This window comes from Cohnella cholangitidis, assembly GCF_014107495.1.
In the GTDB taxonomy this organism is placed as follows: Bacteria; Bacillota; Bacilli; order Paenibacillales; family Paenibacillaceae; genus Cohnella; species Cohnella cholangitidis.
Genome location: NZ_CP041969.1, coordinates 3062491 through 3082500, shown reverse-complemented (window position 1 = coordinate 3082500; position 20010 = coordinate 3062491). Strand labels below are relative to the sequence as shown.

Genomic DNA, 20010 nt, shown 5'->3' with positions numbered 1-20010 from the left:
AAGGGTCGTTTGATTACATTTTGATATCGACAATTTTGTATTGAATGATGCCCGCGGGAACGTTCACTTCAACCGTCGTACCTTTTTTCTTGCCAATAATCGCTTTACCGACCGGGCTTTCGTTGGAAATCTTATTGTTCAACGGGTCAGACTCCGCCGTACCTACAATCGTGTATTCCATCGTGTCGCCGTATTCGAGATCCTCGACAACGACAGTTGAACCGATGCTGACCGTTTCCAGGTCGATCTCTTCGTTGTTGATGATCCGGGCGTTACGAAGCATTTTCTCAAGGGTAATGATGCGGCCTTCGATGAATGCTTGTTCGTTCTTCGCGTCCTCGTATTCCGAGTTCTCGCTGATATCTCCATAGCCGATTGCAACCTTAATGCGCTCTGCCACTTCGCGGCGTTTGACGGATTTAAGGTTTTCGAGTTCATCTTCAAGCCTCTTAAGCCCATCCTGGGTTAGAAGCACTTCCTTATCGCTCATCTCACCGATCTCCTGTCATGGGAAAAATTTTCAGGGTTGCTAATCCAATATATGTCGGTCACCGCTGACATGACATCTTAATGGATGCTAGCCTACGATTTTCCTGATGCTTGGGCGAATATTGGTACTGATTATATTTCAACCCCTGAAAAATGTCAATTCGCGGAAAGCACTTGATGAAACCGCTTCCTCTCAGTGTACGAGGATTTCGCCCTGTTCAGAAGCTTCCCCTGCTTCCCGTTGCAACATTTCTTCAACCGTCGTTACGTAATTCTCCAAGACGGAGACGACTTCCGAACGGCTCGTCAGATCCATGACGGAATTTTTGACGATCGCGGAATCCGGCATCCCCTTCAGGTACCATGCAAGATGCTTGCGCATTTCCCTTACGGCCACGTTCTCTCCCTTGAGATCGGCCAGGCGATCCAAGTGCAGAACGGCAATGCGGATTTTCTCCGCCGGAGACGGGTCGGGCAGAAGTTCCCCCGTCGTCAAGTAATGTACGGTACGATACAACATCCACGGGTTCCCAAGGGCGCCGCGGCCGATCATGACTCCGTCGCAATTCGTATGTTCGAGAAGACGCTTGGCGTCCTCCGGAGAGAACACGTCGCCGTTGCCGATAACCGGAATATTAACCGCTTGCTTCACGTCCCGTAAAATATCCCAGTTGGCCTTGCCCGTATAGAGCTGCTCCCGGGTACGCCCATGCACGCTGACTGCCGCTCCGCCCGCGCGCTCGACCGCTTGCGCGTTCTCGACCGCGTAGATATGCTGGTCGTCCCAGCCTATGCGCATTTTCACCGTTACCGGTTTTTTCGCGGCATCCGCGGCGTATGATACCATTTCATAGATTTTCTTCGGATCCAGAAGCCATCTTGCTCCCGCATCGCACTTCGTTACCTTCGGCACCGGACAACCCATGTTGATATCGATGATATCCGCATTGGTGTTCTGGTCGACGAACTTCACCGCCTCGACAAGAGATTCCTTGTCTCCTCCGAAGATCTGCAAGCTTAGCGGTTTCTCGCGCTCGTCCACGAACAGCATTTCCAGCGTCCGCTGATTGCCGTGCAGGATCGCCTTGTCGCTCACCATCTCCGCGCAGACGAGCCCGCATCCGAATTCCTTGGCGATAAGCCGGAAAGCCGGATTGCAGACGCCGGCCATCGGTGCAAGCACGACGTTATTGTTCATCGGAACGTTACCGATCTTAAGCATAACTCATTACTCCTTTCGTAGCCCCTGGCCGTCCCATTCAGCGTATCGAGCGATTCCTTCTTCTTGCAGGGAGAATGACGACAGTTCCGCTTCCCATGGGAAAAGAATATCGTTCGGCCAAACGTCTCTAAGCGGAACTAATACAAATGCCCGCTCCCCCATGCGGGGATGCGGGAGCGTTAATTCCGGCGTATCCGCCTTCGCTTCTCCATGAACCAATAAGTCCAAATCTATGTTGCGCGGTCCCCATCGCACGTCTCTGACGCGACCCATTTCCTGTTCAATCGCCAGCAAACGGCGAAGCAGGGCCAGCGGATCAAGTTCCGTACTTAAGCACACCGCCATATTGAGAAAAGAAGGCTGATCCGTATATCCGACTGGGCAGTCTCGTATATCGCCGAAATGCGACGGACTTCAAGCTCGCGATCGGCTTGCAGCCTGCTCACCGCTTCCGCCAGCGACGATTCCCGATCGCCCAGATTAGCGCCTAGCGCCACGTATGCTTCTTGCACGCGGTTCTCAATCCTCTACAGGTACGATGTTCCCGTTCCCATCCCTTTGTCTTCGCAACTCAACGGTCACTCCGTCAAAAGTAATATCGAACGGCGGATTCGGCTTGGTCACCGACACCGTTGCTTTAATGATACTAGTATACGTACCCAGTACGGCGGACGCAATGTTTTCGGTCAGCGTCTCGATGAGCTTGACCGGCGGTCCCTCCACGATTCCTTTGACTAGCGCGTGGATATCGGCGTAGTTAACCGTGTCGTTCACATCGTCGCTCCGTGCCGCGCGGCTAAGATCCATCCTCATATCCAGATCGATGAAATACTTCTGTCCCAATCTATTCTCCTCGGGATATACCCCGTGATAACCATAAAACACCATTCGTTTAAGCTGCATTCTATCCATGGTCAACCTCCTGGCTTCTCGGCTTGCCGATAGACGATCGCATCGGACATCGCCGCTACTCTTTTCATTTGAAGCACGTCATGAACCCGCACGATCTGGCAGCCTTGAGCGATGCCGAGAGCGGTCGTGGCGCCCGTGCCTTCCACCGCTTCATTCGGGGTAACGCCCAGCGCCGTCTGAATAAATCTTTTGCGGGACGTTCCCAAGAGTACCGGATAACCGAGCGATACTACCTTTCCCAAGCGACCCATCAGCTCCAGATTCTCGTCGTAATCCTTCGCGAAACCGATGCCCGGATCGAGCCAGATCAGGTCCTCTCCAACGCCTGCCGCTAGCGCAAGCCGGACGCTCTCTTTTAAATCTTCAAGCACGTCCGCAACGTAGTCCGAATAATCGCGATTATCCCTGTTGTGCGTCAGAATAACCGGGCATCCGGATTTCGCGGAGACGGCCGCGATTTCCGGCTCGCGTTTGAACCCCCATACGTCGTTAACGATATGAGCGCCCGCTTCCAGCGCTTGTCTCGCGACTTCCGCCTTGTACGTATCTACGCTGATTGGAAGCCGGACGTGCTCCCGCACGGCTTGAATCACCGGAATAACCCGGCGCAATTCCTCTTCCAACGGCACCGGATCATGGCCCGGCCTGGTCGATTCTCCGCCGATATCGATGATATCGGCTCCTTCCGCGGCCATTTGCTTGGCTCTTTCGACTGCGGCTTCCACCGCATTAAACCGTCCTCCGTCGGAGAAGGAGTCCGGCGTCGCGTTCAAGATGCCCATAATAAGCGTGCGTTGCCCCAACTCCAGCTTTAATCCGCCGTTCAGCATATAATCGCGGGTATATATCGTCGGTTTCATTAACTGTCGTTCCTTTCCGCTGCAGCCCGATACCGATGCATTAAGTTATAGGTAAGGGCCCCGACGGAGTTACACCCGCCCGGACTCAGTCCTCGCCCGCCTATATTCTCGACCTTCGTGACAGGAACGATTTCTTGTATGGAATTCGTAAGGAACACTTCGTCGGCATACAGCAGCTTATCCCAATCATAGAGGCCTTGTTCCGTCCGTATGCCCATTTCCGCCGCTAACGCGATCACGTACTCCCGCGTAATGCCTTCGAGCAGACCCGTCGAAGCCGCGGGCGTATACAACGCGCCGTCCGAGATCCAGAACACGTTGCTGACCATTCCCTCGACGACATGGCCTTCCCCGTTCAAGAACAACCCTTCCGTCCCCGGTCTTGCTCCCGCACTATTTAGTTCCCTTTTGGCGTTGATATTATTCATATAATGAAACGATTTTAACCGAACGTCGCCTTCCGGAGTGCTGCGAGGAAGCTTGAGCAGGCGCACGGTTTTGCCTTTCCGGGTAGACGGCTCGTCCGCCGCCAGCTCCTTGGCGTACACGATTTCGTTCGGCTGCCCGTAATCGTCGCTAGGCAACCCGATCGCTCCCTCGCCGGCGGATACCGACCAACGGATATACCCGTCCGCCAGATCGTTCGCTTCCAGCAGCTTCGCCACCGCTTCTCTCATCCGGTGCGCTTCCGGAACGTAACGGATGCCTAGCATCTCGCAGCCTTTCGCCAGGCGCTCCGCATGCTTTTCCAGCAGCCAAGCGTCCGCCGTAGGTCCGGAAAGTCTCGAACACGCCCATGCCGTACAAAAAGCCGTGATCGAATGCGGAGATCACGGCTGCGTTGCTGTCGGTTAATTGTCCGTTGTAAAGGTACTTCATGCTCTAACGCCCGATTTCTGGCTCAAGAAATTGCGCAGAATCTTCAACCCGTTATCCGTCATGATCGACTCCGGATGGAATTGCACGCCTTCCACGGCGTATTCCTTGTGCCGCAAACCCATAATCAAGCCGTCTTCCGTCTCCGCGCTGATCTCTAGACAGTCCGGCAGAGTGTCGCGTTTGACGATCAACGAATGGTACCTGGTAGCCGTGAACGGAGAAGGAAGCCCTTCGAAAACCGTGCGCCCGTCATGCTTGATCTCGGATGTTTTGCCATGCATGAGTTGGTCGGCCCGGATAACGTCGCCGCCGAAAGCTTGTCCGATCGCCTGATGCCCTAAGCATACTCCGAAGATCGGGATCTCTCCCTTGAAGCGTTCCAACAACGCTAAGCTAATGCCTGCTTCGTTCGGCGTGCAAGGTCCCGGAGAAATGAGAATATGATCCGGCGCCAGCTTGGCGATTCCGTCCAGGTCGATCTCGTCGTTGCGATGGACGACGATCTCTTCCCCGAGCTCCCCTAAATATTGCACGAGGTTATACGTAAACGAGTCGTAATTGTCGATGACCAGAATCATATCGATTCTCCCTGCCCTTCGCTGTACTGTACCGCTTTCCAAAGCGCTTTGGCTTTGTTCAAGGACTCGTGGAATTCCCGCTCCGGCTCGGAATCGATAACGATGCCGGCTCCCGCTTGAATATGGCAAATCCCATCTTGAACCGCGATCGTACGAATAATTATATTAAATTCCATATTCCCGCTGTAGTCAATCCATCCCATAGAGCCCGTATACGGCCCTCTGCGGGTTGGCTCAAGCTCTTCGATAATTTCCATCGTGCGGACTTTCGGCGCTCCCGTAATCGTCCCTCCCGGGAATACCGCCGCCAGTACGTCGAGCGCGTCTTTCCCGGCGGCAAGCTTGGCTTCCACCTGCGACACGAGATGCATCACGTGCGAATAGCGTTCTACCGTCATCAGCTCCGGCACCTTGACCGTACCGTACGCCGCCACCCGCCCAAGATCATTGCGCTCAAGGTCTACGAGCATCACGTGCTCCGCCCGTTCCTTCTCGCTCAAGAGCAGCTCTTCCTCCATCGCCCGGTCTTCCTCCGCCGACCTGCCGCGACGCCGAGTTCCCGCGATCGGCCGAGTGGACAACCGTCCTTCGTCCAACTTCACCAACAGTTCCGGAGAGGCGCTGACAAGCGCAAAAGAAGGCGTCCTAAGCATTCCCATATACGGAGAAGGGTTCACCAACCGAAGCCACTCATAGAGCGTTTCAGGCTTTGCGTTGGTCGATTTGCTCTGGCGCATCGCAAGATTGACCTGAAAGACGTCCCCTTGTCCGATGTAATGCTGAATTCTCCTTACCGCCGTCTCATAAGCCGCTCTGCTCATCGACGTCGACAATCCCGGCAAGCTTTCCACGTCGATTTGAAGCTGATCCCGCTCCATCCGTTCCAGCATTCGCGTATGCCGCTCCGTCTGCATAACCGAACGGCTTGCCGAAACCCAGCTCGTCCACTGCCGTTCCATCTCTAGCGTACGTTGGCGCGCCAGATCGAATTGCCGTTCCAATAATTCGCCGCGCGCATCTTTAACTTGCGCATGAACCGCGCAGTAAATAACATTCTCGACGTGATCCGCGATCCATAGCTCCTCGAACCTCTGGAACACGTAATCCGGCAAACCCAAGTCGTCCTCAGCCAATACGGGCAGCTTCTCCAGACTGCGAACGATGTCATAGCTCCAGAATCCCAGCACGCCCCCGATACAATCCGGCACACCCGCAGGCCTTGGCCCCGTCCATGGCCGCAGCCATTCTCTCAGCAGCTTGAGCGGAGCGCCTTCTTCTGCCCGAGTCTCCGTCCAACCGCCTTCGGCTGCGTTCGGCTCCAGCACGCGCGCGCGACCGCCTTTTCCCTCGATAACCGACACCGGCTTCAAGCCGACGAACGAGTATCGACCGCCTTTGCCGCTTTCCAGCAAACAGGCGTGCGCCGACGCGTCCTCCCAAGCCTTATCCCAGAAAGCAGGCAACAAAGCTCCCGGTTCCGCCCCGATCTTGCGTATATACGGAAGCAAAGTAAAATCGCCTTCCTTGCTCCATCTTTTCCATTGCTCCCATGCGATTACTTCCACGCTTACTGCTCCCTCGACCGCTACTCATATTAAGCAGAATACCACAAGGCGGATAACATGAGCTACTTTCGCGAGCTGCCCGATGCCGCTGCTCCGGTCCTCATGCCGACCCGATTCCCCATCAAGCATGCCGCCTGCCACGCAAAAAACAGCTCCCGCCAAAGACGGGAGCTGCGTTATTCGCCGATTAGTTGTCGAAGTTAAAGAGCGGCGTGCTCAGGTAACGTTCGCCGTTGGAAGGAACAACCGCGACAACGCGTTTGCCTGCGCCGAGTTCTTTGGCTACTTTGAGCGCTGCGAAGATAGCCGCTCCGGAGGAGATCCCTACGAGCAAGCCTTCTTTTTTAGCAACCGCGCGAGCCGTTTCGAATGCTTCTTCGTTCTCGACCGTCAGAACCGCATCGTAGACTTCGCGGTTCAGAATTTCCGGAATGAAGTTAGCGCCGATACCTTGAATTTTATGAGGGCCGGGGCCGCCGCCGGACAGCAACGGGGAAGCAGCGGGTTCTACCGCGTACACCTTGATGTTCGGGAAGTTCTGTTTCAATACTTCGCCGGCACCGGAGATCGTTCCGCCCGTACCGATTCCGCTTACGAAAGCATCGATCTTGCCGTCGTAGGAATTAATAGCTTCCACGATTTCAGGACCCGTCGTTTCGCGGTGGATTTTAACGTTCGCTTGGTTCTTGAATTGTTGCGGCAAGAAGTAGTCCGCGTTTTCTTTCGCGATTTCTTCCGCTTTCTTAACGGAACCGTTCATGCCTTCGGAACCCGGAGTTAGAACAAGCTCTGCGCCGTAAGCGCGAAGCAGGTTGCGACGCTCCAAGCTCATCGTTTCAGGCATTACTAGAATCGCGCGATATCCTTTAGCGGCTGCAACCATCGCCAAACCGATACCCGTGTTACCGCTGGTAGGTTCAACGATCGTGCTCACGCCCGGTTTAATTAGGCCTTGTTTTTCCGCTTCTTCGATCATGCTGATCGCGATACGGTCTTTAACGCTGGAACCCGGATTTTGATATTCCAATTTTACGTAGATTTCCGCGCTGCCTTCAGGTACGATGCGGTTCAAACGAACGAGTGGCGTATCGCCGATAAGCTGAGTAACATTCTGTACAATCTTAGCCATTGGACATGTTCCCTCCCAAAATTATGCGGCTTTGCCGCCTCATTGCGTTAATCCGACTAAAACAGTCGGCTTTTTGTTTGTCTTCATCTTATCAAAACACGGAGAGGATTGTCAATAGCTGGCTCTTCGATTTCGCTTTTCCGATAACCCGTTAGCGCAATGAATCGTCCTTCACATCGGCGCGATACTTAAGCAACAGTTCTTGTTCCAGCTCTCTAGTGGAAACGGCTTTCCCAAGGGCCAATTGCCGTCTCACTTCCCGCTGGACTTCCTCTTCCGTCTTGGTCTGGATTTCCTTCCTGCCATCCAATCTTACGATGACATATCCCTGATCGATCGGAATCGGTCCTGTGATAGCGCCTATTTGCATCCTAGAAACGGCGTCCATCACCGTCGGGGGCTCGAACGGATCTTCTGCCTCCACCCATCCGACGTTGCCTCCGTCTTCGGCGGTGAATTCGTCCATGGAATAACCGCGGGCCAATTCCGCGAAATCCTCGCCTTCGGCAAGCCGGGCGAGCAACCCGTCCGCCTGTTCCGAGGTTTGTACGACAATCTGGGCCCATTGATATTCGGCGCGCGGCTGGAATTGCTCCCGATGCTGTTCCAAGTATTCATCGACTTCCGATTGCGTAACCGTAATATCGCGAATGGACAGTTTCTCTAGCAACAACCGGTAACGTGCATCCGCCCGGACTTCCTCCCGATTCATGCCTAGCTGTTCATTCATGGATTCGTAGAATTGTTCGTCATCCTCGTAGCCTTGTTTCATGAGCCTTAACTCTTGCTCTAGTTCTTCATCCGTCACATCGATCCCCGAAGATCTCGCCTCTTCGCTAACGGCCACCTGAAGCATCATGCCCCTAAGCGTCTGAGAACCGTAAGAGGTTAGAAGCTGATTCAGCAACTGCTGACGGGTGATGGACGACTGCCCGATCGTGGCTACGATCTCGTCTCCCACGCCCGTCTCCTTGGGGATAGTCCCGCTTGGAACCGGCGTCGGCGACGATTCCGAATTGCAACTTGATGTCATAACCGATGTTGCTAAGAGGGCCAGCAGTACGAGCGGCTTGCGCCGTATCGTCTCCCTCATGATCAATCATCCCTTCCCTAATCCCGATCCGAAAGACGATGCAACGATTCCAGTTCTTCCGCTTCGAACATATATTTCTCATTGCAATAATGGCAATGCAGCTCGGCTTGACCGTCTTCGTCGATGATGCTTCTAAGCTCTTGTCTTCCCAAGGTGATCAATACCTTCTCGAATCTTTCCCGGGAGCATTTGCATTTAAATACAGGCTCGATCGTCTGATGAATCGTGATCTCGTCCCCCAGAAGAAAACGCAAAATCCCTTCCGGCGTTTCCCCTTGATCAAGCAACGCGGTCACATGAGGCATTGCCGAGATAGCATGTTCTAAGCGCACCAGCTTGTCTTCGGATAGGCCCGGCAGCACCTGAACGATGAAACCTCCGGCATGCAGCACGGAGTTATCCGTATCTACCAGCACCCCTAGCCCTACAGCGGAAGGACTCTGTTCGGATTCCGCGAAATAATATGTAAAGTCTTCGGCAAGCTCTCCCGAAATGATCGGAACGCTTCCTCGATAAGGCTCCTTCAAGCCCAAATCTTTCGTAACATGGAGATATCCCGAGGTGCCAACGACTCCCGCTACATCCAATTTGCCTTGGCTGTTGCTCGGAAGGTGGGTATGGGGGTGATCGACGTACCCTCTCACTTCTCCAGCCGCGTTAGCGTCGACTACGATTTGGCCTAACGGGCCATCCCCTTTAACTTGAACGGTTAGCCTTTCATTGCCTTTGAGCATAACGCCCATCATCGCCGAAACGGTCGCCGTGCGGCCAAGCGCCGCAGTCGCGGTCGGATGCGTATCTTGACGCCGTTGCAGCTCCGACACAAGCGCCGTCGTTCGCGCGGCGAATACGCGCAAGCCGCCATCCCAAGCCGTACCTCTAATTAACTCGTCTTTCATCCTGCCTGACCTCCTACGGTACCATAATCTTACTATTTAGACGGACGATATAGGATTACCTATTTCGCTCGTATACAATCCTTAAACCTTCTAAAGTCAGCAACGGGTCCACCAGCTCGATCGTTTCCGATTCTCCGGCGATCAGCTCGGATAATCCCCCCGTCGCGATCACTCTAGGCTGCACGTTGAACTCTTTGCAAATTCTCCGTACGATTCCATCGACCTGGCCGGCGTAGCCGAAAATAATTCCCGACTGCATAGCCGCCACGGTATTGCGTCCGATCACGGTTTTCGGTTTGGACAATTCGATCCGAGGCAGCTTGGCCGCCCTCTGATACAGAGCTTCGGCGGAAATGCCGATGCCCGGTACGATTGATCCGCCAAGATAAGCTCCCGATTGATCGATATAATCGAAGGTCGTCGCCGTGCCGAAATCAACCACGACCAGCGGAGCGCCATACTGCTCGATTCCGGCAACCGCGTTCACGATCCGGTCGGCGCCGACCTCGCGCGGATTCTCGTAACGGATATTCAAGCCGGTTTTAATGCCCGGCCCGACAATCAACGCTTCTTTGCCGACGTACTTTTTAAATAACTGCTCCAACGTATTCATGATCGGAGGTACGACGCAGGACAAAATAACTCCCTCGATTTGTTCTGCCCGAACGCCGGCCAATTGAAACAAATTCGTAATCATAACGCCATACTCGTCCACGGTTGAGGAACGATTCGTGCTAAGGCGCCAATGATGCGTTAAAGTGCTGCCTTGATAAAGCCCGAGTACAATATTCGTATTGCCGACATCGACGACAAGAATCACGACAGCGCCCCCTTTTTCTTAGCGTTCAGATCGAGGCTAATATCGAGCGCTTGGAAGGAGTGGGTCAAGCTGCCCACGGATATGATATCGACGCCGCTTTTGGCTACTTCCGCCACGCGCTCCGGAGTAATTCCGCCGGATGCCTCGATCACGATGTTCGGCGCTCTGCCGCGAATCATCGCTACGGCTTCGGCCATATCGGCCGAATTCATATTGTCGAGCATAACGATATGCGCGCCTGCTTGTACGGCCTCCTCCGCTTGAACCAGAGATTCGGCCTCCACCTCGATCATCATCGTGTGGGGAATGCGGGACTTTGCCGCGCGAACGGCGGCCGCAATGCCCCCGGCTGCCTTAATATGATTATCCTTAATCATGACGGCATCGTACAAGCCGAAGCGATGATTCGCTCCGCCGCCGATTCTGACCGCATATTTCTCCAACGTCCTATGTCCCGGGGTCGTTTTGCGCGTATCCGCGATTCTAACCGGTTGCCCTTGAGCCGCAGAAACGTATTCATTCGTTTTCGTCGCGATTCCGGATAACCGCTGCAGAAGGTTAAGCGCCAATCTTTCCCCCGTCAGAATGCTATGCGTCGAGCCTTCGACAACCGCAAGCACGGTTCCCCGTTCAACGCGGATTCCGTCCGTCGCCTGCGCGTTAAATTTCAGGTTTTTATCGACCACCTCGAATACAAGGCGAGCTAATGGAACGCCCGCGACGATGCCCGATTGCTTCGCATGGATGATCCCGCTCGATTGATGACCTTGCGGCACGGTTGCCATCGTCGTAACATCGCCGGAACCGATATCTTCCGATAACCAAGCCCGAAGCTGGTCTTTAATCGATTCAACCGCCGGACCGCCGATTTCCCAGTCGCTTTCTCGTTCAAACATCGCCGTCGACCCTTTCTGTGGTAATCCCTTTTTCCCTATTCAATATCGTATGCACGCGCCAATTCAGATCATCCCTCTGCGGATAATCTTCCCGATAATGCCCCCCGCGGCTCTCTTCCCGATTCAGTGCCGCTTCCGTCACGAGCAATGCGCATGTCAGTAAGTTCGCGAATTCCAATTCTTCGCGTTTCGATAGACATAACTGGAATAATGGCAATTGCTTCTTCAGATCCTCTAAACCCTTCAGTAACCCGGCGCGGTCTCTTCTTAGTCCCGTATAACGAACCATGCCCTTCTGAAGCTTCAGCCGCCTTTCGATTAGTGCCCCGGTCAGAGCGGCATGTCTCTCGGGAGCAGGGCCGTTGTCCGCGGTCAATTTATTCGGAGGCAGCTTGTTAATGACATCCACGATACGCTGTCCGAATACGATGGCTTCCGATAACGAATTGCTGGCAAGCCGATTCGCTCCGTGAACTCCCGTAGACGATGCCTCTCCGCAAGCGAATAAACGCTTAATGCTCGTCTCTCCGTGAAGATCCGTTTTCACTCCGCCCATCATGTAATGGGCAGCCGGAGCAACCGGAATCCAATCGGTCGTCATGTCGAGCCCGTATTTCAAGCAGTATTCATAAATCGTCGGAAAACGGTGCTGAATCAATTCCGGCGTTTCGTGTGTAATATCGATGTAAACGTAAGTGGATTTCGTTGCCTCCATCTCGCTTACGATCGCGCGGGCAACGACATCCCTTGGAGCAAGCTCCAGCTGAGGATGATAGTTTTCCATGAATCGATCGCCGCGAATGTTGCGCAAATAAGCCCCTTCGCCCCGAACGGCTTCCGAGATCAAGAATCTCGGCGCGCCTGGATAACAGAGCGATGTCGGATGGAACTGGTTGAACTCCATATCCCGAATGTCGGCACCCGCCCGATACGCCATCGCGACGCCATCTCCTGTCGCGACTTCCGGATTCGTCGTATATCGGTATAACTGGCCGGTTCCTCCCGTACAGAGAATCGTAGCCTGTCCGAATACGGCAACGCGCGAGCCGTCCGGTTTCTGAACTAACGCGCCGCGGCACTCCCCGTCTTCCGTAAGCAGATCGAGCACGAAATGATCGTCCCATAACTCGATGGTCGTATCGGACTTCATCTTCTCCGCCAATGCGCGAACGATCTCATACCCCGTTGCGTCCCCATTCGCGTGAAGAATGCGACGCTGGCTATGGGCTCCTTCTTTAGTCAGGGCGAATTGGCCGTCTTCTTCGTCGAAGTTCGTGCCATAACGAATCAATTCATGAACGCCTTGAGGGCCTTCATGAACAAGAACGTCGACCGCCGCGGCATCACAAAGGCCTGCCCCGGCGATCAACGTATCCTGTGCAAGAAAATCTGGAGAATCTTCATCCGATATGACAGCGGCTATTCCGCCTTGCGCATAACGGGTATTGCTATCGAATACTGACTTCTTGGTTATCATTAGCACGCGTTTCGTCTCGCTCGATTTGAGCGCGGTATATAGGCCGGCGATGCCGGCTCCGATCACGATAACGTCAGTCTCTACGCGCGGAAGCTTGTCTAGATCAAAATCGACAACGTAACGTGGAATCATGATTAGTTCGTCTCCACTCTAACATGAGAGTAGCGCAGGCTACTTGACCAGCAGCATGCGCTCCAGCGATAAACGGGCTTTGTCCGCAACGTCTTGCGGCACGTAAATTTGCGGTTGCATCGTTTCCAACGCTTTGACGACCTTCTTCAGGTTGTTGACCTTCATATTCGGGCATACGAGGAATTTGGATGCGAAATGAAAAGTTTTATTAGGGCTGTCTAACCGTAATTGATAACCTGTACCGTCTTCCGTGCCGACGATAAACTCTTGATGGCTCGATTCACGGCAATACTTCAGAATTCCGGTCGTGCTTCCGACGAAGTCGGCCATGGCCACGACCTCCGGACGGCATTCCGGGTGAACGACGAATTCCGCGTTCGGATATTTCGCGCGCATCTCCTCGACGTCTTTGATCGTCAGCATGTCGTGGGTGTTGCAATAACCTTCCCAAATAATCATTTTCTTGTCGGTATGCTGAGACACGTAATGTCCGAGGTTCTTGTCCGGACACCAGATCACCTCGTCCGAATCGACCGAGTTAACGACCTTCACCGCATTGGCGGAAGTACAGCAAATGTCCGTCTCCGCTTTCACGTCCGCCGAAGAGTTGATGTAGGTGACGACCTTGGCGTTCGGATGCTTCGCCTTCAACTCGCGTAAGCCGATTGGATTGACCATATCCGCCATCGGACAGCCCGCTCGTTCATCCGGAACGAGTACGGTCTTATGGGGAGCCAAGATCTTAGCGCTCTCTCCCATGAAATGCACGCCGCAGAATACGATAACTTCCGCATCCGTGGAAGCCGCTTTCTGTGCCAGAAGGAACGAGTCGCCGCGGAAATCCGCGACCTCCTGTATTTCATCGCGCTGATAATAATGAGCGAGAATAATGGCGTTACGTTCTTTCTTGAGCTGCATCAGCCTTTCGCGAAGTTCGCGATTCTGTTCTGCTTTACGCTCTAACGCTAAAGCCTCCATGCAATATCTCCTCCCTAAGGTGAACCGGTAGTTTGTGAATGAATGCACAAACATGGCGGGAATGCTGTCTTTAGTGTGGACGAAAAGGTCTTCGTTCATTAACACTTAATTTACACTTGCCGGGTAAGGCTGTCAATTCATCTTGCATCGATTAAAAGCCCTTTTCTGCACCAAGCGCAAAAAAAACGGGACGCTCCAAGCGCCTTTGAGCGCCGGAACATCCCGTCTGCGTGTAATTGGTTATTTCGGATCCTCAGAGCCTTCGGAACCTTCATCCTTGCGCGTATCCGGCGTAGGCGTGAGCGGCTCGTCTTCACGGGTTTGAATCCGTACTTTGACGTTGCCAAGCGTATCCACGATCGGTTCGGCTTTGGATTCTTCCTCCGCGGACGAATCGCCGTCTTCGCTAGTAGCGATAACGCCTTCTCGATAAGGGATTTGATCTGATCCAGATCAAGCGTCTCCTCTTCGAGCAGCGTCTTAGCGATCAAGTGCATCTCTTCGCTCTTCTCGGTAAGAAGCTGCTTAGCGCGATCGTAACAAGCGCGCGTAATGCTTTGCATCTCTTGGTCGATCTCGTAGGCGATCGCATCGGAGTAGTTTTGCTCATGTCCGATATCGCGTCCTAAGAACACTTGGCCTTGAGAGTTGCCGAATTGCATCGTTCCGAGCTTTTCGCTCATCCCGTATTCCATGATCATCGCGCGTACGATGCTTGTTGCGGACTTAAAGTCGCTATAAGCGCCCGTGCCGATTTCTCCAATGAAAATTTCCTCTGCAGCTCGGCCCGCTAGCAAGCCGGTTACTTTGTCGAGGAGCTCTTGCTTGGTTACGAGCATGCGATCTTCCTTCGGAAGCATGATGACGTATCCGCCAGCTTTTCCGCGTGGAATGATCGTAACTTTGTGCACCGTATCGGCATGCTTAAGGAAGAATCCGGCAATCGTATGACCCGCTTCATGATAAGCTACAATGCGCTTCTCACGATCGCTGATCACTCGGCTCTTCTTCTCGGTTCCGACGATGACGCGGTCGATCGCTTCGTCGACTTCCTGCATCGCGATGTCTTTCTTATTCCGGCGAGCGGCAAGCAACGCCGCTTCGTTCAATAAGTTCTCCAGATCCGCTCCGGTAAATCCGGTCGTGCGCTTCGCAATCGTGCCAAGACGTACGTCTTTGTTAAGAGGCTTGTTGCGCGCGTGAACCTTCAGCACCGCTTCGCGGCCTTTTACGTCTGGACGATCCACCGTGATTTGACGGTCGAACCGGCCCGGACGAAGCAAGGCTGGATCGAGAATGTCAGGACGGTTAGTCGCGGCGACGATAATAATTCCTTCGTTAGCTCCGAAACCATCCATCTCTACGAGGAGTTGGTTCAGCGTTTGCTCGCGCTCGTCATGTCCGCCGCCGAGGCCTGCGCCCCGTTGACGACCGACCGCGTCGATCTCATCGATAAAGATAATACAAGGCGAGTTTTTCTTCGCGTTTTCGAACAAATCGCGAACGCGGGAAGCCCCGACGCCGACGAACATTTCCACGAAATCCGAACCGGAGATCGTAAAGAAAGGAACGCCTGCTTCTCCCGCAACTGCACGAGCCAGCAAGGTTTTACCGGTACCCGGAGGACCTACGAGAAGAACGCCTTTAGGAATGCGAGCGCCAACCGCCGCGAACTTGCGAGGGTCCTTCAAGAATTCCACGACTTCTACCAGTTCCTGCTTCTCTTCATCCGCTCCGGCAACGTCTTCGAACGTAACCCGCTTTTTCTCTTCATTATAAAGACGGGCGCGGCTCTTGCCGAAGTTCATCACTTTGCCGCCGCCGCCTTGCGCCTGATTAATCAGGAAGAAGAACAGGACGAACATGATAATGAACGGAATGATGGAAGTCAAAAAGGTAAGCCAGAAGCTTTGTCCCGGCATTTTTTTGAACTCGTACGCGAATCCCTTTTCCTTACTCAGCTTCTCGAACTGCTCCGTGGCGTAGTCCGCCACCGGCGCGCGGCCCGTGAAAGTCTCGCCCTTCTCGGTCGAGGATTTCGGTTTCATCTCACCGGTTACCAGGTAAGTACCGCTTTGCATTTGCAAGGTCAATTTATTAACATTGCCTTCTTGAACCACTTTAATGATTTCGCTGTAGCTAAGTTCCTTGGTCGTCTCGTTCTTCCCAATGAAAAACTGAACGATACCAACAGTCACCAAAAAGATAAGTAAGTAAAACCCTGTGTTACGGATGAACCGATTCATCCCTGACCTCCTCTCGACACGCTTACATCATTTTACCATAGCCTGTCTTGGCATCACAATCATCATGCACCGCCGCAAAGGCGGAGAGATTTAACTCGAATATATTTCTGGTTTCAACACGCCGACATAAGGCAGGTTGCGGTATTTCTCCGCGTAATCCAAGCCATAGCCGACGACGAACGCATCCGGAATCGTAAAACCGGTGTAGTCCGCGTTCAGATCGGACGTGCGGCGACCGGGCTTGTCGAACAACGCCACGACGTTGACGGATAGCGCATTGCGTCGTTCCAGCACGTCGATGAGATAGCTCAAGGTCAATCCGCTGTCGATAATATCTTCTACGATGAGTACGTCGCGCCCTTCAACGGATACGTCCAAATCTTTAATGATTTTGACTTCTCCGGAAGATCTCGTGGAATTGCCGTAACTCGATACCGCCATGAAATCAAGCTCGATCGGGATCGTGATATTCTTGGACAAGTCCGCCATAAAAATAAAAGCGCCTTTCAGTACGCAAATAACGAGCGGGTTGCGCCCCTCGTAGTCGCGGCTGATCGCCGCTCCCAGCTCCTGTACCTTCTGCTGTATTACTTCTTGCGAGTAGAGAACTTCTTGAATGTCGTTTTGCAAAGAAGGTACCTCCCAGTGAGATTATTACACGGTATGATTGCATGACTCCGATCATGCACTAGTTTTCGTCCCCTGCGAACGTAAAACGCCATGTTGCCCGGGTATCCGCGGTAACCAAGGCGTGGCTTGAACGCCTCATTCCCGGTATCCAGAGCACTCGCCCGTCCGCATCGACCAACAGCGGAAGCTTATCGCGGCGGGAACGCGGCACTTTGGCATCGACGAACATATCTTGCACTTTTTTGGTGCCGTTTAGTCCGTAAGGATGCATGAGGTCGCCAGGCAAACGGCTGCGAATCCGAAGGGGGAATTGGAGTTCATCCGCGTCAAAGCAAGCTTCTTGCCGATTACCCGGCAAGCCGGAACAAGATCCTTCCAGACGCTCCAACCGAATTTTCTCCCCCGTCTCCTCGATCGCCACTTCACTCGTCGTCTCCGTGACGATATACGTGAAGTTTACCGGTTCTGGAAGATTTGGTCCGATATAAGCCTGTTCATATTCCCTGATCAATACCCAACCATCCCCAATGTCCAGTTGAGTGACCGTGGGACGATCCTGTAGAAGCGTTGCAACAATTTCCTCCACTTGCCCGTAATCCAACATTTGGCGCGGGTTTGCAGAACAGTTTAATATTAATTTAATCAATCTGCGTTGTAAAGCGACGTGAAGGCCGCGGAACCGTCGTCGCTCTAGCCGGAAGCCTTCTCCCGAAGGAGTAACCCCCTCTTGAAAAGCAAGATGCGTCTGGCTTTCCATATAATCGTCATCCGCTGCCGCCATATCGGCTAGCCTAATCAGCGATGCCTTCAGCTTGGGATTGTGCTGCTCCAGCATCGGCATCAGATCTAGTCGGACGGCATTGCGAAAGTAATGTCGATCGATATTGCTGCTATCAACCGCGTAAGGCACCCCGTTTCGCTTACAATACTCCAGAAGCTCACATTTGGTTATACGCAAGAGAGGGCGAATCAGTTCCAATTGATCTTCTTTACGTCGATAAGGGATCCCGGCTAGCCCGCTAACCCCGGTTCCCCGTATCACTCTCATGAGCACCGTTTCCGCTTGATCGTCGGCATGATGTCCCGTAAGCAGATAAGCAGCTTGATACTGGCTTGCCACTTGCTTAAGAAACGCATAACGTTTCTCCCTGGCCGCGGTTTGCGCATTGATCCCCGTCTCCGCTATGTAAGCGGGCAATCCTAGCTCAGCGGTTTCGAACCTTAATCCAAGTTCATCGGCATATCGGCTAACCAGCTCCGCTTCGGCATCGGACTCCTTGCCGCGGAACTGATGGTTTACATGGGCAACCACAATTTGGAAAGGCAGATCTCGCGCCATGGTGCTTAGAATATGCAGCAAAGCCATGGAATCCGGACCGCCGGAAACCGCGGCGACGACCGAGCTCCCTTCATGCCACCAGCCATCCGCGCGCGCTTGCTCCATGATGCTTAATCTCCAATCATCTTGCGCTTGCACCGTCATTACTCCTTTAGAGGCAGTCCACTCTACTCTTATTGATATAACCAGATCGCGGTAACCGTCATGCTGAGTACGATCGCGGCGCCAAGCAATCCCGCCATCCAACCGGGTATCCGGTCGCTTGGCGATTTAGGGGTTTTGGATATCCGCACTTGCTCTCTCCACTCCCGGCTAGCTTCCTTGGTGCTCTCGAATTTCCCGTTGAGAGCCATCTCCATCCAACCCTCAAGGGGCTTTAGAGCGGAATGGCTTCTTACGAGCTTCATTAATTCCCTTGGATGGCGATTTTGCGGAAGAAGCGTACGGGTTAATTGAATGAGCCGCTTGCCATCGAGAGCATGCAACCATAGCAGGGCTACGGCAAAAAGATCATACCCCGGATCAGCCGTACGACTCCCTGCGGACCAATATCCCCGGTCGTAAATCTCGGTAAACTGGCGAACGCTGCGTCCGATCGCCGAAGCGCCGCCGAAATCGACCAATTCTACCCTGCCGTATTCCCCTACCAATACGTTGTCGCTCTTAATATCCCCGAACACCCATCCGGCTTCGTGCAGCAGGGACAGCCTATCCAACAGCCGGTACCCGATGACTCCGAGCCAATGGGAACCATGTTGCTTCAAGTAGGTTTTAGCCGGAACTCCCGGTATATATCTCATGACGTAAAAAGGAACTTTCTTCCCATTTACCAATGCATCATCTACATCTATTAGAAAGGGGGAACGATCTTTTTGGGAATGATCTAAGGAGGCTAATATATTAGCCTCCCCTTGCAATTCCGCGGCTTCGTGTCCAATCTTCACCGCATAACCGGTCCGATTGCCCGAAGTCGCCAAGTACACTTGTCCGTTCGAGCCTAATCCAAGCAACCGCTCTAGTCGATAGAGCTTCCCGTTCCATTTGCCCCTCAGCTCCGTGCCTTTCGGAAGAGGATGGTTATCAGACGACGTAGTCACTCCGCACCTCGTTCGAATCGCCACGCGTAACTTGGGATGGCGTCTCTACCAGCTCTGTTTTGCTTATTTTACCACAAGTCTCGCGAATAAAATCAACGACTTGCAGAAGAGCGGGGCCTGTCGGCGTCGTACCTCGCATGCGAATTCGGCCGAATAAGGACCCGACCTTGGCGGCATTCGAGGTCCAACCGGCATCCATGACGCAATAATCATGCTGAGAGCCTCCCGGAAAATGGAAAACGGACACTTGGCTTTTCCCCGTTCTGGCCTGCAAGCTCAGGATGAGCTCGCGAATGGCGTCCTCCACGGCGTGAAGCTTCGGCTTCATGCTGGCGCTGGCATCGATGAGGAGAGCCACGGAAAGCGACATCGTTTCTTCCATGTCCTCCATTACCTTCACGACTTCCGCACGTTTGGGCGGAGGCAATGCGCCGACGTTATCCACCCCGAACAGCTGGCGAAGTTCTTGATTGACGGCTTGCCGGATGCTCCCGGCTACCGTCTGCCTCGTCATCATCTGCACCGTTCGAGACAATTGCCGGCTAGTCACGATTTGACTAATCCCGCCGCCTGCGCGCGCAATCTCGGCAATCTCGGCAGCTCCGTATTCTCCGATGGTTCCTTCATCGATTACCCCGGCAACGTTCACGGTTATGCCCTCGGCATAAGCCTGCGCGGCAGCAATGACCGGGCTCTCTCCCACATTCGATCCTCCGTCTGTAATAAGCAAAATTTGTTTCATCGTCCCACACTCCTCTATTGGTCTAGA

At 53.6% G+C, this 20010-nt stretch carries 19 protein-coding genes and 1 pseudogene; all 20 read right to left on the bottom strand.

Annotated features, from left to right (window positions below):
• Positions 1–13: 13 nt before the first annotated feature.
• The 20 genes and pseudogenes from greA to FPL14_RS14505 all read right to left on the bottom strand — a co-directional run bounded on the left by greA (position 14) and on the right by FPL14_RS14505 (position 19983).
• Entirely contained in the window at positions 14–490 is a 477-nt protein-coding gene (greA, locus tag FPL14_RS14600; protein WP_182303670.1) for a transcription elongation factor GreA, read from the bottom strand.
• A gap of 192 nt (positions 491–682) precedes the next feature.
• Positions 683–1711: a tRNA dihydrouridine synthase DusB gene (gene dusB / locus FPL14_RS14595; RefSeq protein WP_182303669.1), complete on the bottom strand. Its 1029-nt coding sequence runs from the start codon at positions 1709–1711 to the stop codon at positions 683–685.
• A gap of 6 nt (positions 1712–1717) precedes the next feature.
• Positions 1718–2157 (bottom strand): annotated as a pseudogene (folK, locus tag FPL14_RS14590) (2-amino-4-hydroxy-6-hydroxymethyldihydropteridine diphosphokinase).
• Between the two features lie 73 nt (positions 2158–2230).
• Positions 2231–2623: a dihydroneopterin aldolase gene (gene folB, locus FPL14_RS14585; protein ID WP_182303668.1), complete on the bottom strand. Its 393-nt coding sequence runs from the start codon at positions 2621–2623 to the stop codon at positions 2231–2233.
• Between the two features lie 2 nt (positions 2624–2625).
• Complete coding sequence (gene folP, locus FPL14_RS14580; protein WP_182303667.1) at positions 2626–3483, bottom strand: dihydropteroate synthase; 858 nt, start codon at positions 3481–3483, stop codon at positions 2626–2628.
• Positions 3483–4196, bottom strand: coding sequence for an aminotransferase class IV (locus FPL14_RS14575; protein WP_229263915.1), 714 nt, complete (start codon positions 4194–4196; stop codon positions 3483–3485). The genes folP and FPL14_RS14575 overlap by 1 nt, the downstream gene beginning before the upstream one ends.
• Before the next feature lie 162 nt (positions 4197–4358).
• Positions 4359–4940, bottom strand: coding sequence for an aminodeoxychorismate/anthranilate synthase component II (gene pabA / locus FPL14_RS14570; protein WP_182303666.1), 582 nt, complete (start codon positions 4938–4940; stop codon positions 4359–4361).
• Entirely contained in the window at positions 4937–6505 is a 1569-nt protein-coding gene (locus tag FPL14_RS14565; protein ID WP_182303665.1) for an anthranilate synthase component I family protein, read from the bottom strand. Before FPL14_RS14565 ends, pabA begins: the two co-directional genes overlap by 4 nt.
• Positions 6506–6692: 187 nt before the next feature.
• On the bottom strand, positions 6693–7634 hold the full coding sequence (gene cysK / locus FPL14_RS14560; protein ID WP_182303664.1) for a cysteine synthase A: 942 nt from the start codon (positions 7632–7634) through the stop codon (positions 6693–6695).
• Positions 7635–7785: 151 nt separating this feature from the next.
• Positions 7786–8727: a peptidyl-prolyl cis-trans isomerase gene (locus tag FPL14_RS14555; RefSeq protein WP_182303663.1), complete on the bottom strand. Its 942-nt coding sequence runs from the start codon at positions 8725–8727 to the stop codon at positions 7786–7788.
• A 17-nt stretch (positions 8728–8744) separates the two neighbouring features.
• Positions 8745–9626, bottom strand: coding sequence for an Hsp33 family molecular chaperone HslO (gene hslO / locus FPL14_RS14550; protein ID WP_182303662.1), 882 nt, complete (start codon positions 9624–9626; stop codon positions 8745–8747).
• Positions 9627–9681: 55 nt separating this feature from the next.
• Positions 9682–10446 carry a type III pantothenate kinase gene (locus FPL14_RS14545; protein ID WP_182303661.1) on the bottom strand — a complete coding sequence of 255 codons (765 nt, stop codon included), beginning with the start codon at positions 10444–10446 and terminating at the stop codon, positions 9682–9684.
• Complete coding sequence (nadC, locus tag FPL14_RS14540) at positions 10443–11342, bottom strand: carboxylating nicotinate-nucleotide diphosphorylase (protein ID WP_182303660.1); 900 nt, start codon at positions 11340–11342, stop codon at positions 10443–10445. Before nadC ends, FPL14_RS14545 begins: the two co-directional genes overlap by 4 nt.
• Positions 11335–12951, bottom strand: a complete 1617-nt coding sequence (nadB, locus tag FPL14_RS14535; protein ID WP_182303659.1) for an L-aspartate oxidase — start codon at positions 12949–12951, stop codon at positions 11335–11337. Before nadB ends, nadC begins: the two co-directional genes overlap by 8 nt.
• Positions 12952–12990: 39 nt before the next feature.
• Positions 12991–13929, bottom strand: coding sequence for a quinolinate synthase NadA (gene nadA / locus FPL14_RS14530; RefSeq protein ID WP_182303658.1), 939 nt, complete (start codon positions 13927–13929; stop codon positions 12991–12993).
• Between the two features lie 137 nt (positions 13930–14066).
• Entirely contained in the window at positions 14067–16175 is a 2109-nt protein-coding gene (gene ftsH / locus FPL14_RS14525) for an ATP-dependent zinc metalloprotease FtsH (RefSeq protein ID WP_229263914.1), read from the bottom strand.
• Positions 16176–16265: 90 nt separating this feature from the next.
• Positions 16266–16805 carry a hypoxanthine phosphoribosyltransferase gene (gene hpt, locus FPL14_RS14520; protein WP_182303657.1) on the bottom strand — a complete coding sequence of 180 codons (540 nt, stop codon included), beginning with the start codon at positions 16803–16805 and terminating at the stop codon, positions 16266–16268.
• 58 nt (positions 16806–16863) lie between these two features.
• On the bottom strand, positions 16864–18282 hold the full coding sequence (gene tilS / locus FPL14_RS14515; protein ID WP_229263913.1) for a tRNA lysidine(34) synthetase TilS: 1419 nt from the start codon (positions 18280–18282) through the stop codon (positions 16864–16866).
• Between the two features lie 35 nt (positions 18283–18317).
• Positions 18318–19241: a serine/threonine protein kinase gene (locus FPL14_RS14510; RefSeq protein ID WP_182303656.1), complete on the bottom strand. Its 924-nt coding sequence runs from the start codon at positions 19239–19241 to the stop codon at positions 18318–18320.
• Positions 19225–19983, bottom strand: a complete 759-nt coding sequence (locus FPL14_RS14505; RefSeq protein WP_182303655.1) for a vWA domain-containing protein — start codon at positions 19981–19983, stop codon at positions 19225–19227. Before FPL14_RS14505 ends, FPL14_RS14510 begins: the two co-directional genes overlap by 17 nt.
• Between the last annotated feature and the right edge of the window lie 27 nt (positions 19984–20010).

Bases quoted from the DNA above. Each gene is read 5' to 3' on its own strand.
- greA (WP_182303670.1), bottom strand. From the start codon at position 490: ATGAGCGATAAGGAAGTGCTTCTAACCCAGGATGGGCTTAAGAGGCTT.
- dusB (WP_182303669.1), bottom strand. From the start codon at position 1,711: ATGCTTAAGATCGGTAACGTTCCGATGAACAATAACGTCGTGCTTGCA.
- folB (WP_182303668.1), bottom strand. From the start codon at position 2,623: ATGGATAGAATGCAGCTTAAACGAATGGTGTTTTATGGTTATCACGGG.
- folP (WP_182303667.1), bottom strand. From the start codon at position 3,483: ATGAAACCGACGATATATACCCGCGATTATATGCTGAACGGCGGATTA.
- FPL14_RS14575 (WP_229263915.1), bottom strand. From the start codon at position 4,196: ATGCTAGGCATCCGTTACGTTCCGGAAGCGCACCGGATGAGAGAAGCG.
- pabA (WP_182303666.1), bottom strand. From the start codon at position 4,940: ATGATTCTGGTCATCGACAATTACGACTCGTTTACGTATAACCTCGTG.
- cysK (WP_182303664.1), bottom strand. From the start codon at position 7,634: ATGGCTAAGATTGTACAGAATGTTACTCAGCTTATCGGCGATACGCCA.
- FPL14_RS14555 (WP_182303663.1), bottom strand. From the start codon at position 8,727: ATGAGGGAGACGATACGGCGCAAGCCGCTCGTACTGCTGGCCCTCTTA.
- hslO (WP_182303662.1), bottom strand. From the start codon at position 9,626: ATGAAAGACGAGTTAATTAGAGGTACGGCTTGGGATGGCGGCTTGCGC.
- nadC (WP_182303660.1), bottom strand. From the start codon at position 11,342: ATGTTTGAACGAGAAAGCGACTGGGAAATCGGCGGTCCGGCGGTTGAA.
- nadB (WP_182303659.1), bottom strand. From the start codon at position 12,951: ATGATTCCACGTTACGTTGTCGATTTTGATCTAGACAAGCTTCCGCGC.
- nadA (WP_182303658.1), bottom strand. From the start codon at position 13,929: ATGGAGGCTTTAGCGTTAGAGCGTAAAGCAGAACAGAATCGCGAACTT.
- ftsH (WP_229263914.1), bottom strand. From the start codon at position 16,175: ATGAATCGGTTCATCCGTAACACAGGGTTTTACTTACTTATCTTTTTG.
- FPL14_RS14505 (WP_182303655.1), bottom strand. From the start codon at position 19,983: ATGAAACAAATTTTGCTTATTACAGACGGAGGATCGAATGTGGGAGAG.